Origin of the sequence: Streptomyces sp. NPDC008092, from assembly GCF_042957285.1 — a bacterium.
Taxonomy (GTDB): Bacteria; Actinomycetota; Actinomycetes; order Streptomycetales; family Streptomycetaceae; genus Streptomyces.
The window spans coordinates 348427-366098 of the sequence record NZ_JBIBHY010000004.1; the positions used below are offsets into that span (position 1 = coordinate 348427).

General features: G+C 73.6%; 16 protein-coding genes. 9 read left to right on the plus strand and 7 right to left on the minus strand.

The features are described 5' to 3' along the window. Window position 1 precedes the first annotated feature (1 nt). The gene (locus ACFZB3_RS14580) at window positions 2-556 is read right to left on the minus strand and encodes a sigma-70 family RNA polymerase sigma factor (RefSeq protein WP_391375795.1); all 555 of its coding nucleotides are present in this window, start codon (window positions 554-556) and stop codon (window positions 2-4) included. 343 nt (window positions 557-899) lie between these two features. Here ACFZB3_RS14580 and ACFZB3_RS14585 point away from each other — a divergent pair, with 343 nt between their 5' ends. From ACFZB3_RS14585 to ACFZB3_RS14595, 3 genes are all read left to right on the plus strand, one after another. Next, on the plus strand, window positions 900-1916 hold the full coding sequence (locus ACFZB3_RS14585) for an aspartate-semialdehyde dehydrogenase (protein ID WP_391374818.1): 1017 nt from the start codon (window positions 900-902) through the stop codon (window positions 1914-1916). 227 nt (window positions 1917-2143) lie between these two features. Beyond that, the gene (gene pepN / locus ACFZB3_RS14590; protein WP_391374821.1) at window positions 2144-4717 is read left to right on the plus strand and encodes an aminopeptidase N; all 2574 of its coding nucleotides are present in this window, start codon (window positions 2144-2146) and stop codon (window positions 4715-4717) included. A 213-nt stretch (window positions 4718-4930) separates the two neighbouring features. Continuing rightward, on the plus strand, window positions 4931-5389 hold the full coding sequence (locus ACFZB3_RS14595) for a DUF5707 domain-containing protein (RefSeq protein ID WP_391374823.1): 459 nt from the start codon (window positions 4931-4933) through the stop codon (window positions 5387-5389). A 5-nt stretch (window positions 5390-5394) separates the two neighbouring features. Here ACFZB3_RS14595 and ACFZB3_RS14600 read toward each other — a convergent pair whose 3' ends face one another. Continuing rightward, window positions 5395-6894, minus strand: coding sequence for an FAD-dependent monooxygenase (locus tag ACFZB3_RS14600; RefSeq protein ID WP_391374826.1), 1500 nt, complete (start codon window positions 6892-6894; stop codon window positions 5395-5397). 238 nt (window positions 6895-7132) lie between these two features. On the opposite strand from ACFZB3_RS14600, the gene ACFZB3_RS14605 reads away from it, so the two are divergent. Next, complete coding sequence (locus tag ACFZB3_RS14605; protein ID WP_391374829.1) at window positions 7133-7684, plus strand: TetR family transcriptional regulator; 552 nt, start codon at window positions 7133-7135, stop codon at window positions 7682-7684. A gap of 108 nt (window positions 7685-7792) precedes the next feature. On the opposite strand, the gene ACFZB3_RS14610 is transcribed toward ACFZB3_RS14605, so the two are convergent. After that, window positions 7793-8047, minus strand: coding sequence for a hypothetical protein (locus tag ACFZB3_RS14610; RefSeq protein WP_391374832.1), 255 nt, complete (start codon window positions 8045-8047; stop codon window positions 7793-7795). Window positions 8048-8180: 133 nt separating this feature from the next. Here ACFZB3_RS14610 and ACFZB3_RS14615 point away from each other — a divergent pair, with 133 nt between their 5' ends. Then, window positions 8181-9158 (plus strand): SDR family oxidoreductase, encoded by a 978-nt coding sequence (locus tag ACFZB3_RS14615; protein WP_391374835.1) that lies wholly within the window; start codon window positions 8181-8183, stop codon window positions 9156-9158. On the opposite strand, the gene ACFZB3_RS14620 is transcribed toward ACFZB3_RS14615, so the two are convergent. The 3 genes from ACFZB3_RS14620 to ACFZB3_RS14630 all read right to left on the minus strand — a co-directional run bounded on the left by ACFZB3_RS14620 (window position 9149) and on the right by ACFZB3_RS14630 (window position 12579). Further along, window positions 9149-10204: a WYL domain-containing protein gene (locus ACFZB3_RS14620; protein ID WP_391374838.1), complete on the minus strand. Its 1056-nt coding sequence runs from the start codon at window positions 10202-10204 to the stop codon at window positions 9149-9151. The two genes, ACFZB3_RS14615 and ACFZB3_RS14620, sit on opposite strands and share 10 nt — an antisense overlap. Before the next feature lie 119 nt (window positions 10205-10323). Next, window positions 10324-12369: a 4-alpha-glucanotransferase gene (malQ, locus tag ACFZB3_RS14625; RefSeq protein ID WP_391374840.1), complete on the minus strand. Its 2046-nt coding sequence runs from the start codon at window positions 12367-12369 to the stop codon at window positions 10324-10326. Beyond that, complete coding sequence (locus tag ACFZB3_RS14630; protein WP_391374843.1) at window positions 12370-12579, minus strand: hypothetical protein; 210 nt, start codon at window positions 12577-12579, stop codon at window positions 12370-12372. 300 nt (window positions 12580-12879) lie between these two features. On the opposite strand from ACFZB3_RS14630, the gene ACFZB3_RS14635 reads away from it, so the two are divergent. The 3 genes from ACFZB3_RS14635 to ACFZB3_RS14645 are packed head-to-tail and all read left to right on the plus strand — an operon-like array spanning window position 12880 to window position 15475. Further along, the gene (locus ACFZB3_RS14635) at window positions 12880-13413 is read left to right on the plus strand and encodes a helix-turn-helix transcriptional regulator (protein WP_391374845.1); all 534 of its coding nucleotides are present in this window, start codon (window positions 12880-12882) and stop codon (window positions 13411-13413) included. Continuing rightward, window positions 13410-14108 (plus strand): ATP-binding cassette domain-containing protein, encoded by a 699-nt coding sequence (locus tag ACFZB3_RS14640; protein WP_391374848.1) that lies wholly within the window; start codon window positions 13410-13412, stop codon window positions 14106-14108. Before ACFZB3_RS14635 ends, ACFZB3_RS14640 begins: the two co-directional genes overlap by 4 nt. Further along, window positions 14105-15475, plus strand: coding sequence for an FtsX-like permease family protein (locus tag ACFZB3_RS14645; RefSeq protein ID WP_391374851.1), 1371 nt, complete (start codon window positions 14105-14107; stop codon window positions 15473-15475). Before ACFZB3_RS14640 ends, ACFZB3_RS14645 begins: the two co-directional genes overlap by 4 nt. A 135-nt stretch (window positions 15476-15610) precedes the next feature. Here ACFZB3_RS14645 and ACFZB3_RS14650 read toward each other — a convergent pair whose 3' ends face one another. After that, complete coding sequence (locus ACFZB3_RS14650; RefSeq protein ID WP_181805740.1) at window positions 15611-16147, minus strand: HNH endonuclease; 537 nt, start codon at window positions 16145-16147, stop codon at window positions 15611-15613. Window positions 16148-16512: 365 nt separating this feature from the next. Here ACFZB3_RS14650 and ACFZB3_RS14655 point away from each other — a divergent pair, with 365 nt between their 5' ends. Then, complete coding sequence (locus tag ACFZB3_RS14655; RefSeq protein ID WP_391374855.1) at window positions 16513-17616, plus strand: mechanosensitive ion channel domain-containing protein; 1104 nt, start codon at window positions 16513-16515, stop codon at window positions 17614-17616. Window positions 17617-17672: the final 56 nt, after the last annotated feature.

The window sequence follows — 17672 nt, forward strand, 5'->3', positions numbered from 1 at the left end:
GTCACACCACCTCGTCCTCGTGCAGCCGTTCGCGCAGCGCGCGGACCGCCGTGTGCAGCCTGCTCTTGACCGTGCCCTCGGGAATGTCCAGCTCCTCAGCGATCCCGCGCACCGACAGGTCGGCGAAGAAGCGCAGGATCACGACCTGCCGCTGGGCATCGGGCAGCTCGTCCAGACCCCGGGCAACGGCGAGGGAGAGCAGGCTGGTCTCCTCGCCGGAGGGGTGCACCGGCTCGTGCAGCGCGGCCAGCCGCTCCCCGAGCCGCTCCTGGCGCCGCTTGGCCCGGTGCCAGTCCATGGCGAGGTTGGAGGCGACCACCGCCACCCACGCCGACACGTCCCGCGGCGCCCCGAGGCCGCCCGCGGCCCGTTCCAGCAGCCGCAGGCGGACCTGCTGCACCCCGTCCGGCAGGTCCGCCTGCGGCACCCCGCCGAGCGCGAGCACCGCCCGCACCCGGCGTTCCTGGGCCGCGTCCAGTGGGTCGTCGCCGGTAGGACCGCTGTGGTCCGCACCGGCACAGGCCCCCTGGTCGCGGCGCGCCCCTCCGCGCAGCACAAGCCACCCCCTCACTCATGTGCCCCTACGACGCAGGAGGGGCGGGAAACGTTCGACCGGATCGGCCGGACCCGAAGAGGCGTACGTCACACCACCGCCCGGCCGGGCGGCGGACGGACCGGGCCGGCACAGCACAGCTTCCGGCGCGGGGCCGCCGCCGGGCGATTTTCTCCAGCTCGGCGGGGTGCGCGACGGAGGTCCGGAGCCGTCCCCAGGGTGATCGTGTCCCACCCTTCGGGCATGCCGAGCAAAGAATTGGACAGGTGGACCGGGGTCGGCCGCATGATGGAAAAGCCCCGGTCATGCAGGGACACGCAGCAAGAGACACGTAGAGGGAGTCGCCGTGAGGGTCGGAATCGTCGGAGCCACCGGTCAGGTCGGCACGGTCATGCGCAGGATCCTCGCGGAGCGGAACTTCCCCGTCGACGAGCTGCGCCTGTTCGCCTCGGCCCGCTCGGCCGGGACCGTGCTGGACGGCGTGACGGTGGAGGACGCGGCGACCGCCGACTACACCGGCCTGGACATCGTGCTGTTCTCGGCGGGCGGGGCCACCTCGAAGGCGCTCGCGGAGAAGGTCGCCGCCCAGGGTGCCGTCGTGATCGACAACTCCTCCGCCTGGCGCAGGGACCCCGAGGTCCCGCTGGTCGTCTCCGAGGTGAACCCGCACGCGATCGCCGACCGCCCGAAGGGCATCATCGCCAACCCGAACTGCACGACCATGGCCGCGATGCCGGTCCTGAAGGTGCTGGACCGGGAGGCCGGCCTTGAGGCGCTGGTCGCCACCACCTACCAGGCGGTGTCCGGGTCCGGTCTCGCGGGCGTCGCGGAGCTGCAGGGGCAGGTGCAGAAGGTCGCCGCCGACGCGGAGAAGCTCACCCACGACGGCTCGGCGGTCGACTTCCCCGAGCCGCAGGTCTACAAGCGCCCCATCGCCTTCAACGTGCTGCCGTTCGCGGGCAACCTCGTCGACGACGGTCTGAACGAGACCGACGAGGAGCAGAAGCTGCGCAACGAGTCCCGCAAGATCCTGGAGCTCCCCGGCCTCAAGGTCTCCGGCACCTGCGTCCGCGTCCCGGTGTTCTCCGGGCACTCCCTCCAGGTCAACGCCCGGTTCGCGCGGCCGGTCTCCCCGGAGCGGGCGACCGAGCTGCTGGCGGACGCCCCGGGCGTCGAGCTGTCCGACATCCCGACCCCGCTGCAGGCGGCCGGGCGGGACGCGTCGTACGTCGGCCGGATCCGGCGTGACGAGACGGTGGACAACGGCCTCGCGCTGTTCGTCTCCAGCGACAACCTCCGCAAGGGGGCCGCGCTGAACGCCGTGCAGATCGCGGAGCTGGTCGCCGAAGAGCTGTCGCGGTAGGGGCCGAGCGCCCACGGGGTGCCGCGACCGGCCGTCGTGCGGGTGCAGGTGCGTGAGGGCTGGTCGCGCAGTTCCTCCCCCGCCCTTCGGCCGGGGGTACCCCCAGCGCCCCTGACGGGGCGCCCCCGTGGCCCGGCGCGCTCAATCCGTGGGGTTTTCCCTCGTCGCCCCCCACCGGGATGCCGTGGAAGGATGGCGCAACCCACACATAACGAGGAGATGACCGCGTGCCTGGCACAAACCTGACTCGCGAAGAGGCACAGCAGCGGGCGAAGCTGCTCACCGTTGACTCGTACGAGATCGATCTCGACCTCTCCGGCGCGCAGGAGGGCGGTACCTACCGGTCCGTGACCACGGTGCGCTTCGACGTCGCCGAACCCGGCGCCGCGTCCTTCATCGACCTGGTGGCCCCCGCGGTCCACGAGGTCACCCTGAACGGGGACGCCCTCGACCCCGCCGAGGTCTTCGCGGACTCCCGGATCGCGCTGCCGGGCCTGCTGGCGGGCCGCAACATCCTGCGGGTCGTAGCCGACTGCGCGTACACCAACACGGGCGAGGGTCTGCACCGGTTCGTCGACCCGGTCGACGAGCAGGCCTACCTCTACACCCAGTTCGAGGTGCCGGACGCCCGCCGGGTCTTCGCCTCCTTCGAGCAGCCGGACCTGAAGGCGACCTTCCAGTTCACCGTGAAGGCCCCGACCGGCTGGACGGTCATCTCGAACTCGCCGACGCCCGAGCCCAAGGACGACATCTGGGTCTTCGAGCCGACGCCGCGCATCTCGTCGTACATCACCGCGCTGATCGTCGGCCCGTACCACTCCGTGCACAGCGTGTACGAGAAGGACGGCCAGAGCGTGCCGCTCGGCATCTACTGCCGGCCCTCGCTCGCCGAGTTCCTCGACTCGGACGCGATCTTCGAGGTCACCCGGCAGGGCTTCGACTGGTTCCAGGAGAAGTTCGACTACGCGTACCCGTTCACCAAGTACGACCAGCTCTTCGTGCCGGAGTTCAACGCGGGCGCGATGGAGAACGCGGGCGCGGTGACCATCCGCGACCAGTACGTCTTCCGGTCCAAGGTGACCGACGCGGCGTACGAGACGCGCGCCGAGACCATCCTGCACGAGCTGGCCCACATGTGGTTCGGCGACCTGGTCACCATGGAGTGGTGGAACGACCTGTGGCTGAACGAGTCGTTCGCCACCTACACCTCCATCGCCTGCCAGGCGTACGCCCCCGGCTCGCGCTGGCCGCACTCGTGGACAACGTTTGCCAACTCCATGAAGACCTGGGCGTACCGGCAGGACCAGCTGCCCTCCACGCACCCGATCATGGCCGAGATCCGCGACCTGGACGACGTGCTCGTCAACTTCGACGGCATCACGTACGCCAAGGGCGCGTCCGTCCTGAAGCAGCTGGTCGCGTACGTCGGCATGGACGAGTTCTTCAAGGGCGTGCAGGCGTACTTCAAGCGGCACGCGTTCGGCAACACGCGCCTGTCCGACCTGCTGGGCGCCCTGGAGGAGACCTCCGGGCGTGATCTGGGCACCTGGTCGCAGAAGTGGCTGCAGACGGCCGGCATCAACATCCTGCGCCCGGAGGTGGAGACGGACGCCGAGGGTGTCGTCACCTCCTTCGCCGTCCGCCAGGAGGCCCCGGCGCTCCCGGCCGGCGCCAAGGGCGAGCCGACGCTGCGTCCGCACCGGATCGCGATCGGCCTGTACGACCTCGACGAGGCGACCGGCAAGCTGGTGCGCACCGAGCGGATCGAGCTGGACGTGGACGGCGAGCTGACCGCCGTACCGCAGCTGGCCGGCCGCGCCCGCCCGGCGGTGTTCCTGCTCAACGACGACGACCTGTCGTACGCCAAGGTCCGCCTCGACGAGCAGTCGCTGCGCTTCGTCACCGAGCACCTCGGCGACTTCGAGTCCTCCCTCCCCCGCGCGCTGTGCTGGGCGTCGGCCTGGGACATGACCCGGGACGCGGAACTCCCCACCCGCGAGTACCTGTCCCTCGTGCTGTCCGGCATCGGCAAGGAGTCGGACATCGGTGTCGTCCAGTCCCTGCACCGCCAGGTGAAGCTCGCCGTCGAGCTGTACGCCGACCCGGCCGCCCGCGAGGCCCTGCTCACCCGCTGGACCGACGCCACCCTGGCCCACCTGCGGTCCGCCGCGCCGGGCAGCGACCACCAGCTGGCCTGGGCCCGTGCCTTCGCGGCCGCCGCCCGCACCCCGGAGCAGCTGGACCTCCTGGACAGCCTGCTGGAGGGCACCCACACCATCGAGGGCCTGGCCGTCGACACCGAGCTGCGCTGGGCGTTCGTGGAGCGCCTCGCGGCGGTCGGCCGCTTCGACGAGGCGGAGATCGCGGGCGAGTACCAGCGGGACAGGACGGCCGCCGGTGAGCGGCACGCGGCCACCGCCCGCGCCGCCCGTCCGACCGAGGAGGCGAAGGCTGAGGCCTGGGCGTCGGTCATCGACTCCGACAAGCTGCCGAACGCCGTGCAGGAGGCGGTGATCGGCGGCTTCGTCCAGACCGACCAGCGTGAGCTGCTGGCGCCGTACACCGACAAGTACTTCGAGATCCTGAAGTCGGTGTGGGACTCCCGTTCGCACGAGATCGCCCAGCAGATCGCGGTCGGCCTCTACCCGTCCCTGCAGGTCTCCCAGGAGACCCTGGCCAGGACGGACACCTGGCTGGCCGCGGCCCAGCCGAACGCGGCCCTGGCCCGGCTCGTCTCGGAGTCCCGCGCGGGCGTCGAGCGCGCCCTGAAGGCCCAGGCGGCGGACGCGGCGGCCCAGTAGGCGGTACCGCCCGGCGGGGCGCCCGGTGGCATCTCCACCGGGCGCCCCGACCTATGTGCGAAGTACCCATCACCCAGGACGAGTTGAGTATCCGTGCTCACGCCCGGGGCGGCTGTGCGTTGCGAGGATCGACGCAACGGCGCGGCAGAGAGCGCCGGGTCCATTCGGCTCGGACACCCTGAGCCGGTCCGAGTCAGTTACGGAGAACTCGCCATGTCCCGTCGTATCGCCCTGTCCGTGGTCGCCGGTGTCGTCGTGCTCGGAGGGGCCGGGGCCTTCGCCCTCGCCTACGCCGGCGACCAGGACCCGTCGCCCGCCCTGGCGCACAGCACCGTCCGCTACACCGCGCCCCAGGCCGGTCACCAGGGCTCGCTCTCCTTCACCACGGAGGTCACCGCGCCCTCCGGCGTCAAGAACCTGAAGGTGCTGGCCTGGCCCGAGAAGTCCGAGTTCGCCACGAAGCCGCTGACCGCCAGGGACATGGCCGAGGTGGAGTCGGCAGCCTGCACGCCGGCCGGCGGGAACACCGTCCGGTGCGTGTACAGGACCGCGGTGTCCGCCGCCGACGCCGCCTCGTCCGCGCACGGCGCCTGGCACATCGCCGTGCTCGCCACGGCCAAGGACGGGCACACCACCCTCGCCACCAGGGCCGCCGACTTCACCGTCGCCTGAACCGGTCACCCGACGTGGGTGGCCAGCGCCTCCTCGATGTCCGCCGCCCGGACGTCCTCGCCCGCCCAGGCCACGTATCCGTCGGGGCGCACCAGAACGGTCGTACGGCGGCCGCTCCGCCAGTGCGCCACGGCCAGCCGGTCGCCGTACCGCCGGCCCGCGTCGTACGGATCCGGGGCCGGGCCGGGTACCGAGACCGGGGCTTGGGCCGGGGCGGGGGCGGGGGCCGGGGTGACCAGGACGAACCGGCCGCCGCGCAGGGCCTCGTACAGGCGGCCCCCGTCGGCCAGGGCGAGGTCGGGAACCCGGGTGCCGGTGAGCGGGTGGGCGCCGCGCGGGGCGGGGTAGCGGTAGCCGATGCCGGTGATCTGGGCCATGACCCTGCGGCGGACCGGGCCCGCGAGGCCGAACGCGCGGATCAGTCCGGCACGCACCGCCAGCATGGGGCCCTTGGCCATCGCGAGGCGGACCAGGGCGCCGCTGCTGCGCAGCACGGACCTGCCGACCGGGTGGCGTTCGCTCTGGTAGGTGTCGAGCAGGCCGGGATCCGCGTGGCCCTGCAGCACGGCGGCGAGTTTCCAGCTCAGGTTGGCCGCGTCCTGCAGTCCGGTGTTCATCCCCTGGCCGCCGGCCGGGGTGTGCACGTGTGCCGCGTCGCCGGCCAGGAAGACCCGGCCGACCCGGTAGCTGGGCACCTGGCGCTCGTCGCTGTGGAAGCGGGACATCCAGCGGGCGTCGTGCATCCCGTAGTCCCGGCCCAGCGCGAGCCGGGTGATCTCCCTGACCTCGTCGAGGCCGACCGGCTCGTGGTCGGGGACGTCACGGCCGCGGTGCCAGCAGATGACGCGGTAGTAGCCGTCGCCGAAGGGCGCCAGGAACGCGAACGCGTCGCCGACCGCGGCGGCCGTCAGCAGCGTCGCGGGCTTCTCGGCGAGCAGCACGTCGGCGAGGACCACGGACCGGATCGCCGACCGCCCCGGGAACGGCAGCCCGACCGCCTCCCGCACCGCGCTGTGCATGCCGTCGGCGCCGACCACGTACGCGGCACGCAGGCTCTCGCCACCCCTGACGTGCACGGTGACCCCGGCCGCGTCCTGGGTCAGGCCGGTCACCTCGCACTCGTTGCGGAAGTCGACGCCCGCCTCGGCCGCCCGGCGTTCCAGCACCTTCTCGACCTCGTACTGCGGGAGGACGAGGACGTGCCGGAAGCGGGAGGGCAGGTCGCCCAGGTCGAGGGTGAGTCCGCCGAAGAGGTCGAGGCGGGCGAGCGGCTCGCCGACGGCTTCGAGCTCGTCGGCGAGGCTCCGGGAATCGAGCTGCTCCAGGGCGCGGGCGTGCAGGGCGAAGGCGCGGGAGAGGTTGCTGATCTTGTGGGGGCGCTTTTCGAGGAGCGTGACCGGGATCCCGGCGGCGGCGAGGTCACCGGCGAGGAGGAGGCCGGTGGGACCGGAGCCGACGACGATCACGCGGGTGGTTTCGCCGGCGGTTCCCGGGGTGCCGTTCATGAGGACCTCCTGGATGTCTGCGCTCGGTTGCCAACATCCGATGACCAACACTCGTTGGCCAACGCTTGTTGACAAGCCTAGGGCGGGCCGAATCCGCAGTCAACACTTGTTGGCCTACACGTGTTGGCCTACGCTCGTTGGCATGATCGGCACTCCCAGTGGAAACACAGACCCGGCCAACGGTCCGGTGAAGGGCCCGGCGCATGGTCCGGCGAACAGCCCGGCGCACGGTCCGGCGGTGCGTCGCTCCGACGCCAGCCGCTCCGCCATCCTGGCCGCCGCCCGCGAGCGCTTCGCCGCCGACGGCTACGAGCGCGCCACCATCCGCGCCATCGCCAAGGACGCCCGCATCGACCCCTCGATGGTCATGCGCTACTTCGGCAGCAAGGACGGCCTCTTCGCGGCCGCCGTCACGGTCGACCTGCGGATGGCCGACCTGTCCCAGGTATCGGACGCCGAGGCCGGGCGGGCGGTGGTGGACCACTTCCTGGACCTCTGGGAGGCGAACGAGGAGCTCACCGCGGTCCTGCGGGTCGCCGTCACCAACGAGGCGGGGGCCGAGCGCGTGCGGGCCATCTTCCGGGAGCAGGTGGTGCCGCTGGCGGCGCGGGTGTGCCCGGACCCCGAGCAGGTGGTGACGCGGGCGGGGCTGTGCGCCGCGCAGCTGCTGGGGATCGCGCTGACCCGTTACGTGGTGCGGCTGGCGCCGGTCGTGGCGCTGACGCGCGAGGAGATCACGGCGTGGCTCGGGCCGACCGTGCAGCGGTACCTGACCGCGCCGAGCCCGTGACGAACGCGCCGAGGGCGCCGGTCGGCTCCCGTACGTGCGGTACGTACGGAAGGCGGCCGGCGCCCTCGGCGGAGTCGGAGCAGGAGGCCTCGGGCCTACGCCGCGGGCCTACGCCTTGGTGGCCTTCGGCTTGATCACCCGGACCTTGGACTTGTCCAGCACCATCACCAGGCCCGCGATGACCGCGAACAGCACGAGCGGGGCCAGGACGTAGAGACCCAGCGTCTGGACGACGCTCAGGCCCTTGCCGGGGTCGTCACCGTCGTCACGCGTGAGCGCGAGGGCGGGCGACGACATGAGCAGCATCATCAGCGTCGTACCGGCAGCCAGGGCGCCGGCGCGCAGGGCGTTCTTCTTGTCCACGAAGCCAAAGTTAGCGGGCCGACCTGGGGGGCGCGCGTCCGGGGGTACCCGTAAGCCGCCGTCGCCCGGGGCGCGCGCGGATCTCCGGAAAAAGGTGACGTGAACTGTCACCTTTGGCAGGCACCGTGGTGCCATGGACAACAAAGACACGGACACCGGCACCCGGCGCATCGGCGCCCCGCACGTCGGCGCCCCGCTCGCCGGCCGGATCGCGCTCGTCGCCGGTGCCACCCGCGGCGCCGGACGTGCCCTCGCCGTGGAACTCGGCCGGGCCGGCGCCACCGTCTACGTGACCGGCCGCACCACCCGCGACCGCGCCAGCGAGGTCGGCCGGACCACGGAGACCATCGAGGAGACCGCGGACCTGGTCACCGCGGCCGGCGGCACCGGCATCGCGGTCCCCACCGACCACCTGGAACCGGACCGGGTCCGGGTCCTCGTCGAGCGGATCGGCCGCGAGCAGGGACGGCTCGACATCCTGGTCAACGACCTCTGGGGCGGCGAGCACCTGCTCGTCGGCTCCGTCTTCGGCAAGAAGAGCTGGGAGACACCGCTCGCCGACGGCCTGCGCATCCTGGACCTCGGGGTGCGCTCGCACCTGATCACCGCGGCACTCGCCCTGCCGCTCCTGGTCCGCTCGGACGCGCCGCTGCACGTGGAGGTCACCGACGGCACGGCGGTCTCCAACCGCCGCTACCGCGAGAACCTCTACTACGACCTCGCGAAGAACGCCCCGATCCGCATCGCCTTCGGGCTGGGCCAGGAGCTGGCGGAGTACGGGGGCACGGCGGTCGCCGTCACGCCGGGCTTCCTGCGCTCGGAGCAGATGCTCGCCCACTTCGGCGTGACCGAGGAGACCTGGCGCGACGCCGTCGCCCAGGATCCGCACTTCGCCGTCGCCGAGTCACCGCACTACCTCGCCCGCGCGGTCGCCGCGCTCGCCGCCGACCCGGACCGGGCCGCCCGCTGGAACGGCAGGTCCACCTCCAGCGCGGAGCTCGCCAGGACCTACGGCGTGCGGGACGTGGACGGCAGCCGGCCGGACGCCCTGGCGTACTTCGAGGACGTCCTGTACGGCGGGAAGGACGGCTCGCCGGACGACTACCGCTGACCGTCGTCCGGCCGCCGGTCCTCCGGTTCCGTGCCGTACACGGCGGCGAGGGCCCGCGCGTGCTCGCGGAAGCGGGCGCGCAGGCCCGCCGGGGCCAGCACCTCCACGTCCGCGCCCAGCCCGGTCAGCTGGCCGAAGGCGACGTCCTCCGACTCCATCGGCAGGTCGAGCGTGACCTGCCCGGCGGCGTCCGGCGCGGCCGCGGACGCCAGCGCCCCGGCCACGCCGGCCGGGTCCGCCACGGCGGGCAGGCGGCGCAGGCCGCGCCCGGTGAGCCGCACGGTGACGGTCGTGCGCAGCAGCGCCCGGGCGAACCCGGCGGCGTGCGCCTGCCAGTGCGCGGCCAGGTCGAAGGAGGGGTCGCGGACGAAGGGCTCGCCGTCGCCGGGGGCGGGGGCGAGCGCGGTGACGCGGTCGACGCGGTAGGTGCGCCAGGTGCTGTCCCGGCCCGTCATCCGCTCGGCCGGGACCCGGCCCACGACGTACCAGACCCCTGCTTTCAGGACGAGCCCGTACGGCTCCAGCAGGCGGGTCACCGTGCGGGGCGGGGCGCCGTCCCGGCCGGGCCGTGCGTAGTCCAGCTCGACGGTGCGGTCGGACCACACGGCACGGGCCAGCTCCGGGAGCAGCTCCGGTGCGGACGGCTCGCGGAACCAGGCCGGGGCGTCCAGGTGGAAGCGGCGCACCGAGGACTCGGCCGCCGCGCGCAGCGAGGGGAGCAGGGTGGCCGACAGCTTCAGCCGGGCGGTGTCCGCCGCGTCCGACAGGCCCAGGTCGCGCAGGGCCGTGGGCAGGCCGGAGAGGTACAGCGTCTCGGCCTCGGTGGGATGCAGCGTGGTGAGCCGGGTGCGGTGGCCCGGCGCCAGGTGGTAGCCGCCCGCGCGGCCGCGCTCGGACCGGACGGGCACGCCCGCCTCCTGCAGCGCCTGGACGTCACGGATCACCGTGCGCCTGGAGACGTCCAGTTCGCGCGCGAGGGCGTCGGCGGTCAGGCCGGGGCTCGACTGGACGAGAAGAGCCATGCGGATCAGGCGGGCGGCACGCATGCCTCAAGGATCGTCGACCGGCGCCCCGGACGGCCCGCGGGCCGTCCGGGGGCCGTCCGGGGGCCGGGTTGGCCGACCCGCCGTGCACGGGTGGCCGTCACGCCGTGCACGGGTGGCCGTCACGCCGTGGACGGGCCGTCCGTGTGCAGGGTCCGGAACAGTGCCCGTACCCGCTCCGAGGCCGTCAGCTCCTCCAGGGTGACCGGGCGGCCCTTGGTGTCGGCGATCGGGAGGCGCCAGTTCGGGTACTGGTCCCAGGTGCCGGGGAGGTTCTGGGGGCGGCGGTCGCCGACGGTGTCCGGGAGCCAGACGCCGATCATGCGGGCCGGGGTGCGGAGCAGGAAGCGGTGGACGGCACGGATCTCGGCCTCCTCGTCGCCGGACTCGGAGGCGGCGAGCAGGCCGAGGCGGGTCAGCAGGGCCAGCCACTCCGCGGTGTCGGCCGCCGCCTCTGCACGTTCCTCCGCGAGCGGGCGGGTGAGCAGGCCGAGGCGGTCGCGGAGTTCGACGTGTTCGCCGGTGAGGCGGGCGGCAGTGGGCGGCAGGTCGTGGGTGGTGGCGGTGGCGAGGCAGTCGGCGCGCCAGCGTTCCGGGGGCAGCGGGCGGCCGTCGCCGTCCCAGTCCCGTTCGAACCAGAGCACGGACGTGCCGAGCACCCCGTGCCGCTCCAGCGTCTCGCGCACTCCCGGCTCCACGGTGCCGAGGTCCTCCCCGATCACCACCGCTCCGGCGCGGGTCGCCTCCAGGGCCAGCAGGGCGAGCATGGCCTCGGCGTCGTAGCGGACGTACGTGCCCTCCGTCGGCGGCCGCCCCTCGGGCACCCACCACAGCCGGAACAGGCCCATCACGTGGTCGATGCGCAGGGCGCCGGCGTACCGGAAGAGGGCGCGCAGGAGTTCACGGAACGGGGCGTGGCCGGAGGCGGCGAGGCGGTCGGGGCGCCAGGGCGGCAGGCCCCAGTCCTGGCCGCGGGCGTTGAAGGCGTCGGGCGGGGCGCCGACGGACATCCCGGCGGCGAAGTGGTCCTGCTGGGCCCAGGCGTCGGCGCCCGCGGGGTGCACGCCGACGGCGAGGTCGTGCACGATCCCGACCGGCATCCCGGCGTCGCGGGCGGTGTGCTGGGCGGCGGTGAGCTGGGTGACGGTGAGCCAGGCGAGCCGGGCGTGGCAGCCGACGCGGTCGGCCAGCTCGGCGCGGGCGCGGGCGGTCTCCGGCGAGCGGGGGTCGCGCAGGGCCTCGGGCCAGCGGTGCCAGTCGGAGCCGTACCGCTCGGCGAGCGCGTACCAGGTGGCGTGGTCCTCCAGTGCCTGCCCCTCCGCGGCACGGAAGGCGTCGTAGGCGGCCTGCCGGCCGGGGGCGAGCGGTGCGGCGGCCGCCTTCTCCAGCGCCTCCCGCTTCAGCGCCCACACGGCGTCCCGGTCGATGAGGGCGCCCTGGTCGAGGACGGCGGAGCGCAGGTGTCCGGCGCGGTCCGCGACGGAGCCGGTCCCGGTGTACTCGGGGACGGCCTCCGGCCGCAGGTGCACCGGGTCGGGGAAGCGGCGGGAGGACGGCCGGTAGGGGGACGGGTCGGTCGGGGCGCCGGGTACGGCCGCGTGCAACGGGTTGACCTGCACGAATCCGGCGCCCGCGGTGCGTCCGGCCCAGTCGGCCAGCTCGGCGAGGTCGCCGAGGTCGCCCATGCCCCAGGAGCGGCGGGACAGCAGCGAGTAGAGCTGGACGAGGATGCCGTACGAGCGGCCGGCGGGGGTCGGCAGCCGGTCCGGGGCGACGACCAGGTGGGCGCGGGCGGTACGGCCGTCGGGCGCGGCGGCGGTCAGCAGGTGCACCCCGAGCGGCAGCCCCGCCAGGTCGTCGCGGCTCTCCCCGTCCTCCGTCCGCACCTCCAGGCGGGTGCCGGCGGGCAGGCCGAGGGCGATGTCGCCGGTGCCTTCCCAGTGGACGACCGTCGGCGGCAGCAGCCGCTCGGCGAGTTCCCGCTCCCGGCCGGCGAGGGCGGCGCGGACGGCGTCGGGGCCGCTCGCGTCGACGCCCAGGGCGGCCAGCGCGGCGGTCACGGCACCGGCGGAGGCGGCGACCGTACGGTCCGGGGCGGGGTTGTAGGAGGTGGCGACGCCGTGCAGCTCCGCGAGCCGGCACAGCCCCGGGTCCAGGGCTTCGTTCATCTACAACCCCGGCTCGCTGGTCAGCGGGACCGCGTCGGCCAGCGGCGGCTCACTGGTGAGGGGCTCGGCGTCGGCCGACGGCGGCTCACTGGTCAGCGGGGCCTCGGCGCAGGCGCTCTCGGCGCTGAACACGCACAGGCGGGACTCCTCCTCGGCCGGCACCGGGGGTTTGAACTGGGCCGGGATCGGATGATGCACCGTTGCGGCCACGGCGGCCTCCTCGTCACAACGTCGGGTACGGCGGCGATTGCCGGGTCAGAGCAGGCCTACCCCGTCGCTGCGGGGGCACTCCCCGCGGACCACGCGATCAGCGCTGCGCCGCGATGAACTCCACCCGGGCCTTCGCGGCTCGGCGGGCTACCGGACCGCCAGGGTTTCCGGAGTCACGGACGGCGACGGTGCGAGGCATGCCGCGGTCGTCGTCTCGACGGGACGGCGGGACGGCGGCGGGGCGGGGTTTCCCGGGGGCACTATTCACTCGGTACATATATCCAGTGCATACTGCTCCCCATGAGCACCCGGCACATCCTTCTGGGGCTGCTGGAGGCAGGGCCGAGTCATGGCTACGACCTCAAGCGGCGCCACGACGAACGCTTTCCGCAGGCCCGTCCGCTGGCCTACGGGCAGGTGTACACGACCCTGCAGCGCCTGGTGCGGGACGGTCTCGCCGAGATCGAGGGGACCGACGCCGACGGGGGGCCGGAGCGGACGCTGTACCGGTCGACGGACGACGGGGCACGTGAACTGGCCCGCTGGGCCGGGGAGATCGCGCCGCCCGCGCCCTTCGTGGCGAACGAGATCTTCGCGAAGGTCGTCGTCTCGATCCTGGCCGGCGGCGATCCGGCCGCCTACCTGCGCGCCCAGCGTGCCGCGCACATGGAGCGGATGCGGGAACTCACGGCCGTGAAGACGGCCCGGGGCGCCGATCTGGCGACCGTGCTCTCGGCGGACTACGCCCTCAACCACCTCGACGCCGACCTCCGCTGGATGAACACCACGGCGGACCGGCTGACCACTCTGACCGCGGAGGTCGACGCAGCATGACCAACAAGGGGGACTCCCCGGCGCCGCTGCTGGCGGGCCGGGACCTCGTCAAGGCGCACGGCAGGACGGCGGCACTGCGCGGCGCCTCGGTCGAGCTGCGCGCCGGCGAGATCCTCGCCGTGACCGGGGCCAGCGGCAGTGGCAAGTCCACGCTGCTGCACTGTCTGGCCGGGATCGTGCGGCCGGACGCGGGGGCGGTGACCTACGACGGGTCGCGGCTCGACCGGCTGCCGGAGAAGCGGCTGAGCGAGCTGCGGCGCTCCGACTTCGGCGTGGTCTTCCAGTTCGGGCAGCTGATCCCGGAACTGACCGCACTCGACAACGTGGCGCTGCCGCTGATGCTGGCCGGAGCGGCCCGCACCGAGGCCCGGGCGCGGGCCGGCGAGTGGCTGGAGCGGTTCGGGGTGCGCGGACAGGAGGAGTCGCGGCCGGGCGGGATGAGCGGCGGCCAGGCGCAGCGGGTCGCCCTGGCACGGGCGCTGGTGACCGGCCCGAAGGTGGTCTTCGCCGACGAGCCGACGGGGGCGCTGGACTCGCTGGCGGGCGAGCAGGTGATGACCGCCCTGGTGCACACGGCCCGCGAGTCGGGTACGGCCGTGCTGCTGATCACGCACGACGCCCAGGTCGCGGCGTACGCGGACCGCGAGGTGCGGCTGAGCGACGGGGCCGTGCTGCCGGCGGAGGTGACCGCGTGAGGGCCGATCTGGCGCTCGCCTGGCTGCTGACCCGGGGGTCGGACCGGCGGGAGTGGTGGCGGGTCGTTCTGACGGCGGCCGGGGCCGCCCTCGCGACCGGGCTCGGGACGGCGGTCGCCGTGCTCGTGCCGTTGGACGGCCACCTCCACATCGGGGTCGGCGGCGGGCTGCTGGACGACGAGGGGACCCGGGGCGGCGTGGTCGCAGCGCTGGCGATGCTGCTCGTTCCGGTGTACGGGTTCCTCGGGCAGAGCGCGCGGATCGGTGCCGTGCACCGCGACCGGCGGCTGGCCGCGCTGCGGCTGGCGGGGGCCGGGGCCGCGCAGGTGCGGCGGATCGCGGCGCTGGAGTCGGGGCTCGCCTGTCTGGCCGGCTCCGCCGCGGCCACGGCGGTCTCGCTGCCGGTCCTGCTCCGCCTGTGGTCCCACCCCGCTCCCCTGGCCTGGGCCGGGATCGCCGCGGTGACGCTGCTGGTGCCGACGGCCGGCGCGGCGGTGAGCGTGCTGTCGCTGCGCCGCGTGGTGGCGTCGCCGCTGGGTGTCGTACGGCGGGTACGGACGGCGGGCCCGGGGCGGCTGTTCCTGGTGGCGACCGTCCTGCTGGGCGTGTCCGCGCTGTTCGTGGTGGTGGCCGTGTTCGTGCGCGACCCCTTCTCGCCGCCCCTGTTCGGGCTCGCCGTCGGCCCGCTCGTGGTCTTCGCCCTGTGCCTGCTGGTGGGCGCCACGGCGGTGTGGCTGGCGGGCTGGTCGTCCCGGCGGCTGGGTTCGGCGCTCGCCGCCCGCACCGGCAGCCCCGTGATGCTGATCGCGGCGGAACGGCTGCGCGACGACCCGTGGGCGGCGGCCCGGACCCATGCGGCCGTGCTGCTCGTGACGGTCGTCGGCACGGGCTTCGTGGGGGTGCGGCAGGTGCTGCTCGCCGATCTGCGGGCGTCCGAGCGCGAGGGGCGGCTCGGGATGGGCCTGTCGTACTACACCGACGGGCTCGATCTGACGGCCGCCGCGATCCTCCTCGCTCTGGCGATCGTCCTGTCCGCCCTCGCCGTGGGCACCGCGGAGTCCCTGGCCGCCCGGCGCCGGGGCCTGGCGGTCCAGACCGCCGTCGGGGTGCCGCACGGGGTGCTGGCCCGGGCGCTGCTGCTGGAGACCGCGCTGCCGCTGCTCCCCGCGGTCGCGGTGGCGGGTGCGGGCGGCACGGGGATCGGGGTCTGGTACTCGGCGCTCGCCGGGGAGCGGACCGCCGCGGGCGTGCCGTACGCGGCGCTGCTGGTCCCGGTAGGCGTGTACGCGTGCTGTCTGCTCGCCGCGGCCACCTCGCTGCCCCTGCTGCGCCGCTCGGTGCGCCCGGCGGAGCTGCGCTACGCGTGACCGCCGCACGAGCGCCGCACGAGCGTCCGGTCTGCGGTCCCGGGGGCGCAGGGGAGCCCCGGGGCCGGGGCGTGCGCGTGCCGGAGGACCCCGTGGCCGAGCGGGCAGCCACGGGGTATGCGAAGGCCCGGATCGTCAGGCGGAGATGCCGTCGATCCGGGCCAGGGCGTCGTCCGCGCCGTACGGTTGCAAGTACGGCAGCCAGCGCGGGTCCCTATGGCCGGTCCCGATGATGCGCCAGGCCAGGCCGGTGGGTGGGGCTGGTTTGTGCCGCAGCCGCCAGCCGATCTCGAAGAGATGGCGGTCGGCCTTGACGTGGTTGCAGCGGCGGCAGGACGCCACCACGTTGTCCCAGACGTGCTGACCCCCGCGGCTGCGCGGGATGACGTGGTCGACGCTGGTTGCGACGCCACCGCAGTACATGCACCGGCCCCCGTCGCGCGCGAAGAGCGCCCTGCGGGTGAGAGGAACGGGCCCCCGGTAGGGAACCCGTACGAATCGCTTGAGCCGGACCACGCTGGGTGCGGGGACTGTGACGGTTGCGCTGTGCATATAGGCGCCGGATTCCTCCAAGGCGACAGCCTTGTTCTCCAGGACGAGGACGAGCGCGCGGCGGAGCGGTACGACGCCGAGCGGCTCGTACGACGCGTTGAGGACCAGGACATGCGGCACGGGTGCCTCCTTGGGCGTCGGCGGCGCGTGGCTCGCGCCGGGACGATCTGTGGCCAGTCTCCCCTCATGCCTGGTGGACGCGCCACCATCTCCCGGTAACGGGCTGGGAGTGTTTTCGACCACACCGCATTCATCCCCCGGTTGCACCCCTTTTCAAGCGGGCCGTTCCGGCGGGCCTGTTCAGGCGGGAGTGAGAAGCAGGCGTGAGGACGGTCTCTCCTTCACGTAACGGCCGGGCCTCCGCACAATGCCCCGTTAGTGTGGTGTTCCTGCCCGTCCGGTGACCTTTCCGTGACCTGGAACGCCGTATCTGACCCTGATCGCCGTGCCGGAGGGCAGTACCGCACCGCCTGGAGGTACCCGCCGTGTCCTTGCCCGCCGTCCTAACGGCCGCCGGTTCGTCGCCGTCGCCGACCCCCTCGGAGTCGTCGACAACGACCGTCCCCACGCTCCAGGACGCCCAGGAGAGCGCCGCTCACACGGCCAGCTGGGTCGAGCAGAACTGGTCGACGTGGCTGGCGATCGGGCTGAAGGTGCTGCTGGTCGTGGTGATCGCGGTGGTGCTCAGAAAGGTCGTGCTGCGGGCGATAACCAAGTTCATCGACCGGATGAACCGGACGGCCGAGTCGGCGGAGGGCACCACCCTCGGCGGGCTGCTGGTCAACGCCGAGCGGCGGCGGCAGCGGTCGCAGGCGATCGGGTCGGTGCTGCGGTCGGTGGCGAGCTTCCTGATCCTCGGCACGGCCGCGCTGATGGTGCTGAGCAGCTTCCAGATCGACCTGGCGCCGCTGCTGGCGTCCGCCGGGGTCGCCGGTGTCGCGATCGGTTTCGGCGCCCGGAACCTGGTCACGGACTTCCTGTCCGGCGTGTTCATGATCCTGGAGGACCAGTACGGCGTCGGCGACTCGATCGACTCGGGCGTCGCCTCCGGCGAGGTGGTCGAGGTCGGCCTGCGCGTGACCAAGCTGCGCGGGGCCAACGGCGAGATCTGGTACGTCCGCAACGGCGAGATCAAGCGGATCGGGAACCTCTCGCAGGGCTGGGCGACCGCGGGCGTCGACGTCACCGTGCGGTCCAACGAGGACCTGGACCGGGTCCGGGCCACCCTCGACGAGGTCGCCGAGAAGATGGCCAAGGAGGAGCCCTGGAACGAGGTCCTGTGGGGCCCGATCGAGGTGCTCGGCCTGGACTCCGTGCTCATCGACTCCATGGTGGTCCGCGTCTCCGCGAAGACCATGCCGGGCAAGGCGCTGACCGTGGAGCGCGAGCTGCGCTGGCGGATCAAGCGGGCGTTCGACGCGGCGCACATCCGCATCGTGGGCGGCGAGACGGCCGTACTCCTGAACGAGGAGCCCCCGGACCCGACGGCAGCCGTGGCCGCCCCGTCGGCGTTCTCCAACACGGACTCGCCGCAGGTGGCGGCCACGGCACCGATCGCTTCGCCGCGGTCGTCGGCGGCCGGGAAGTAGCGGAACGGTCCAGCACGCTCGTCCGAGTGAAGGGCCGGGAGCGAGCAGCCCCCGGC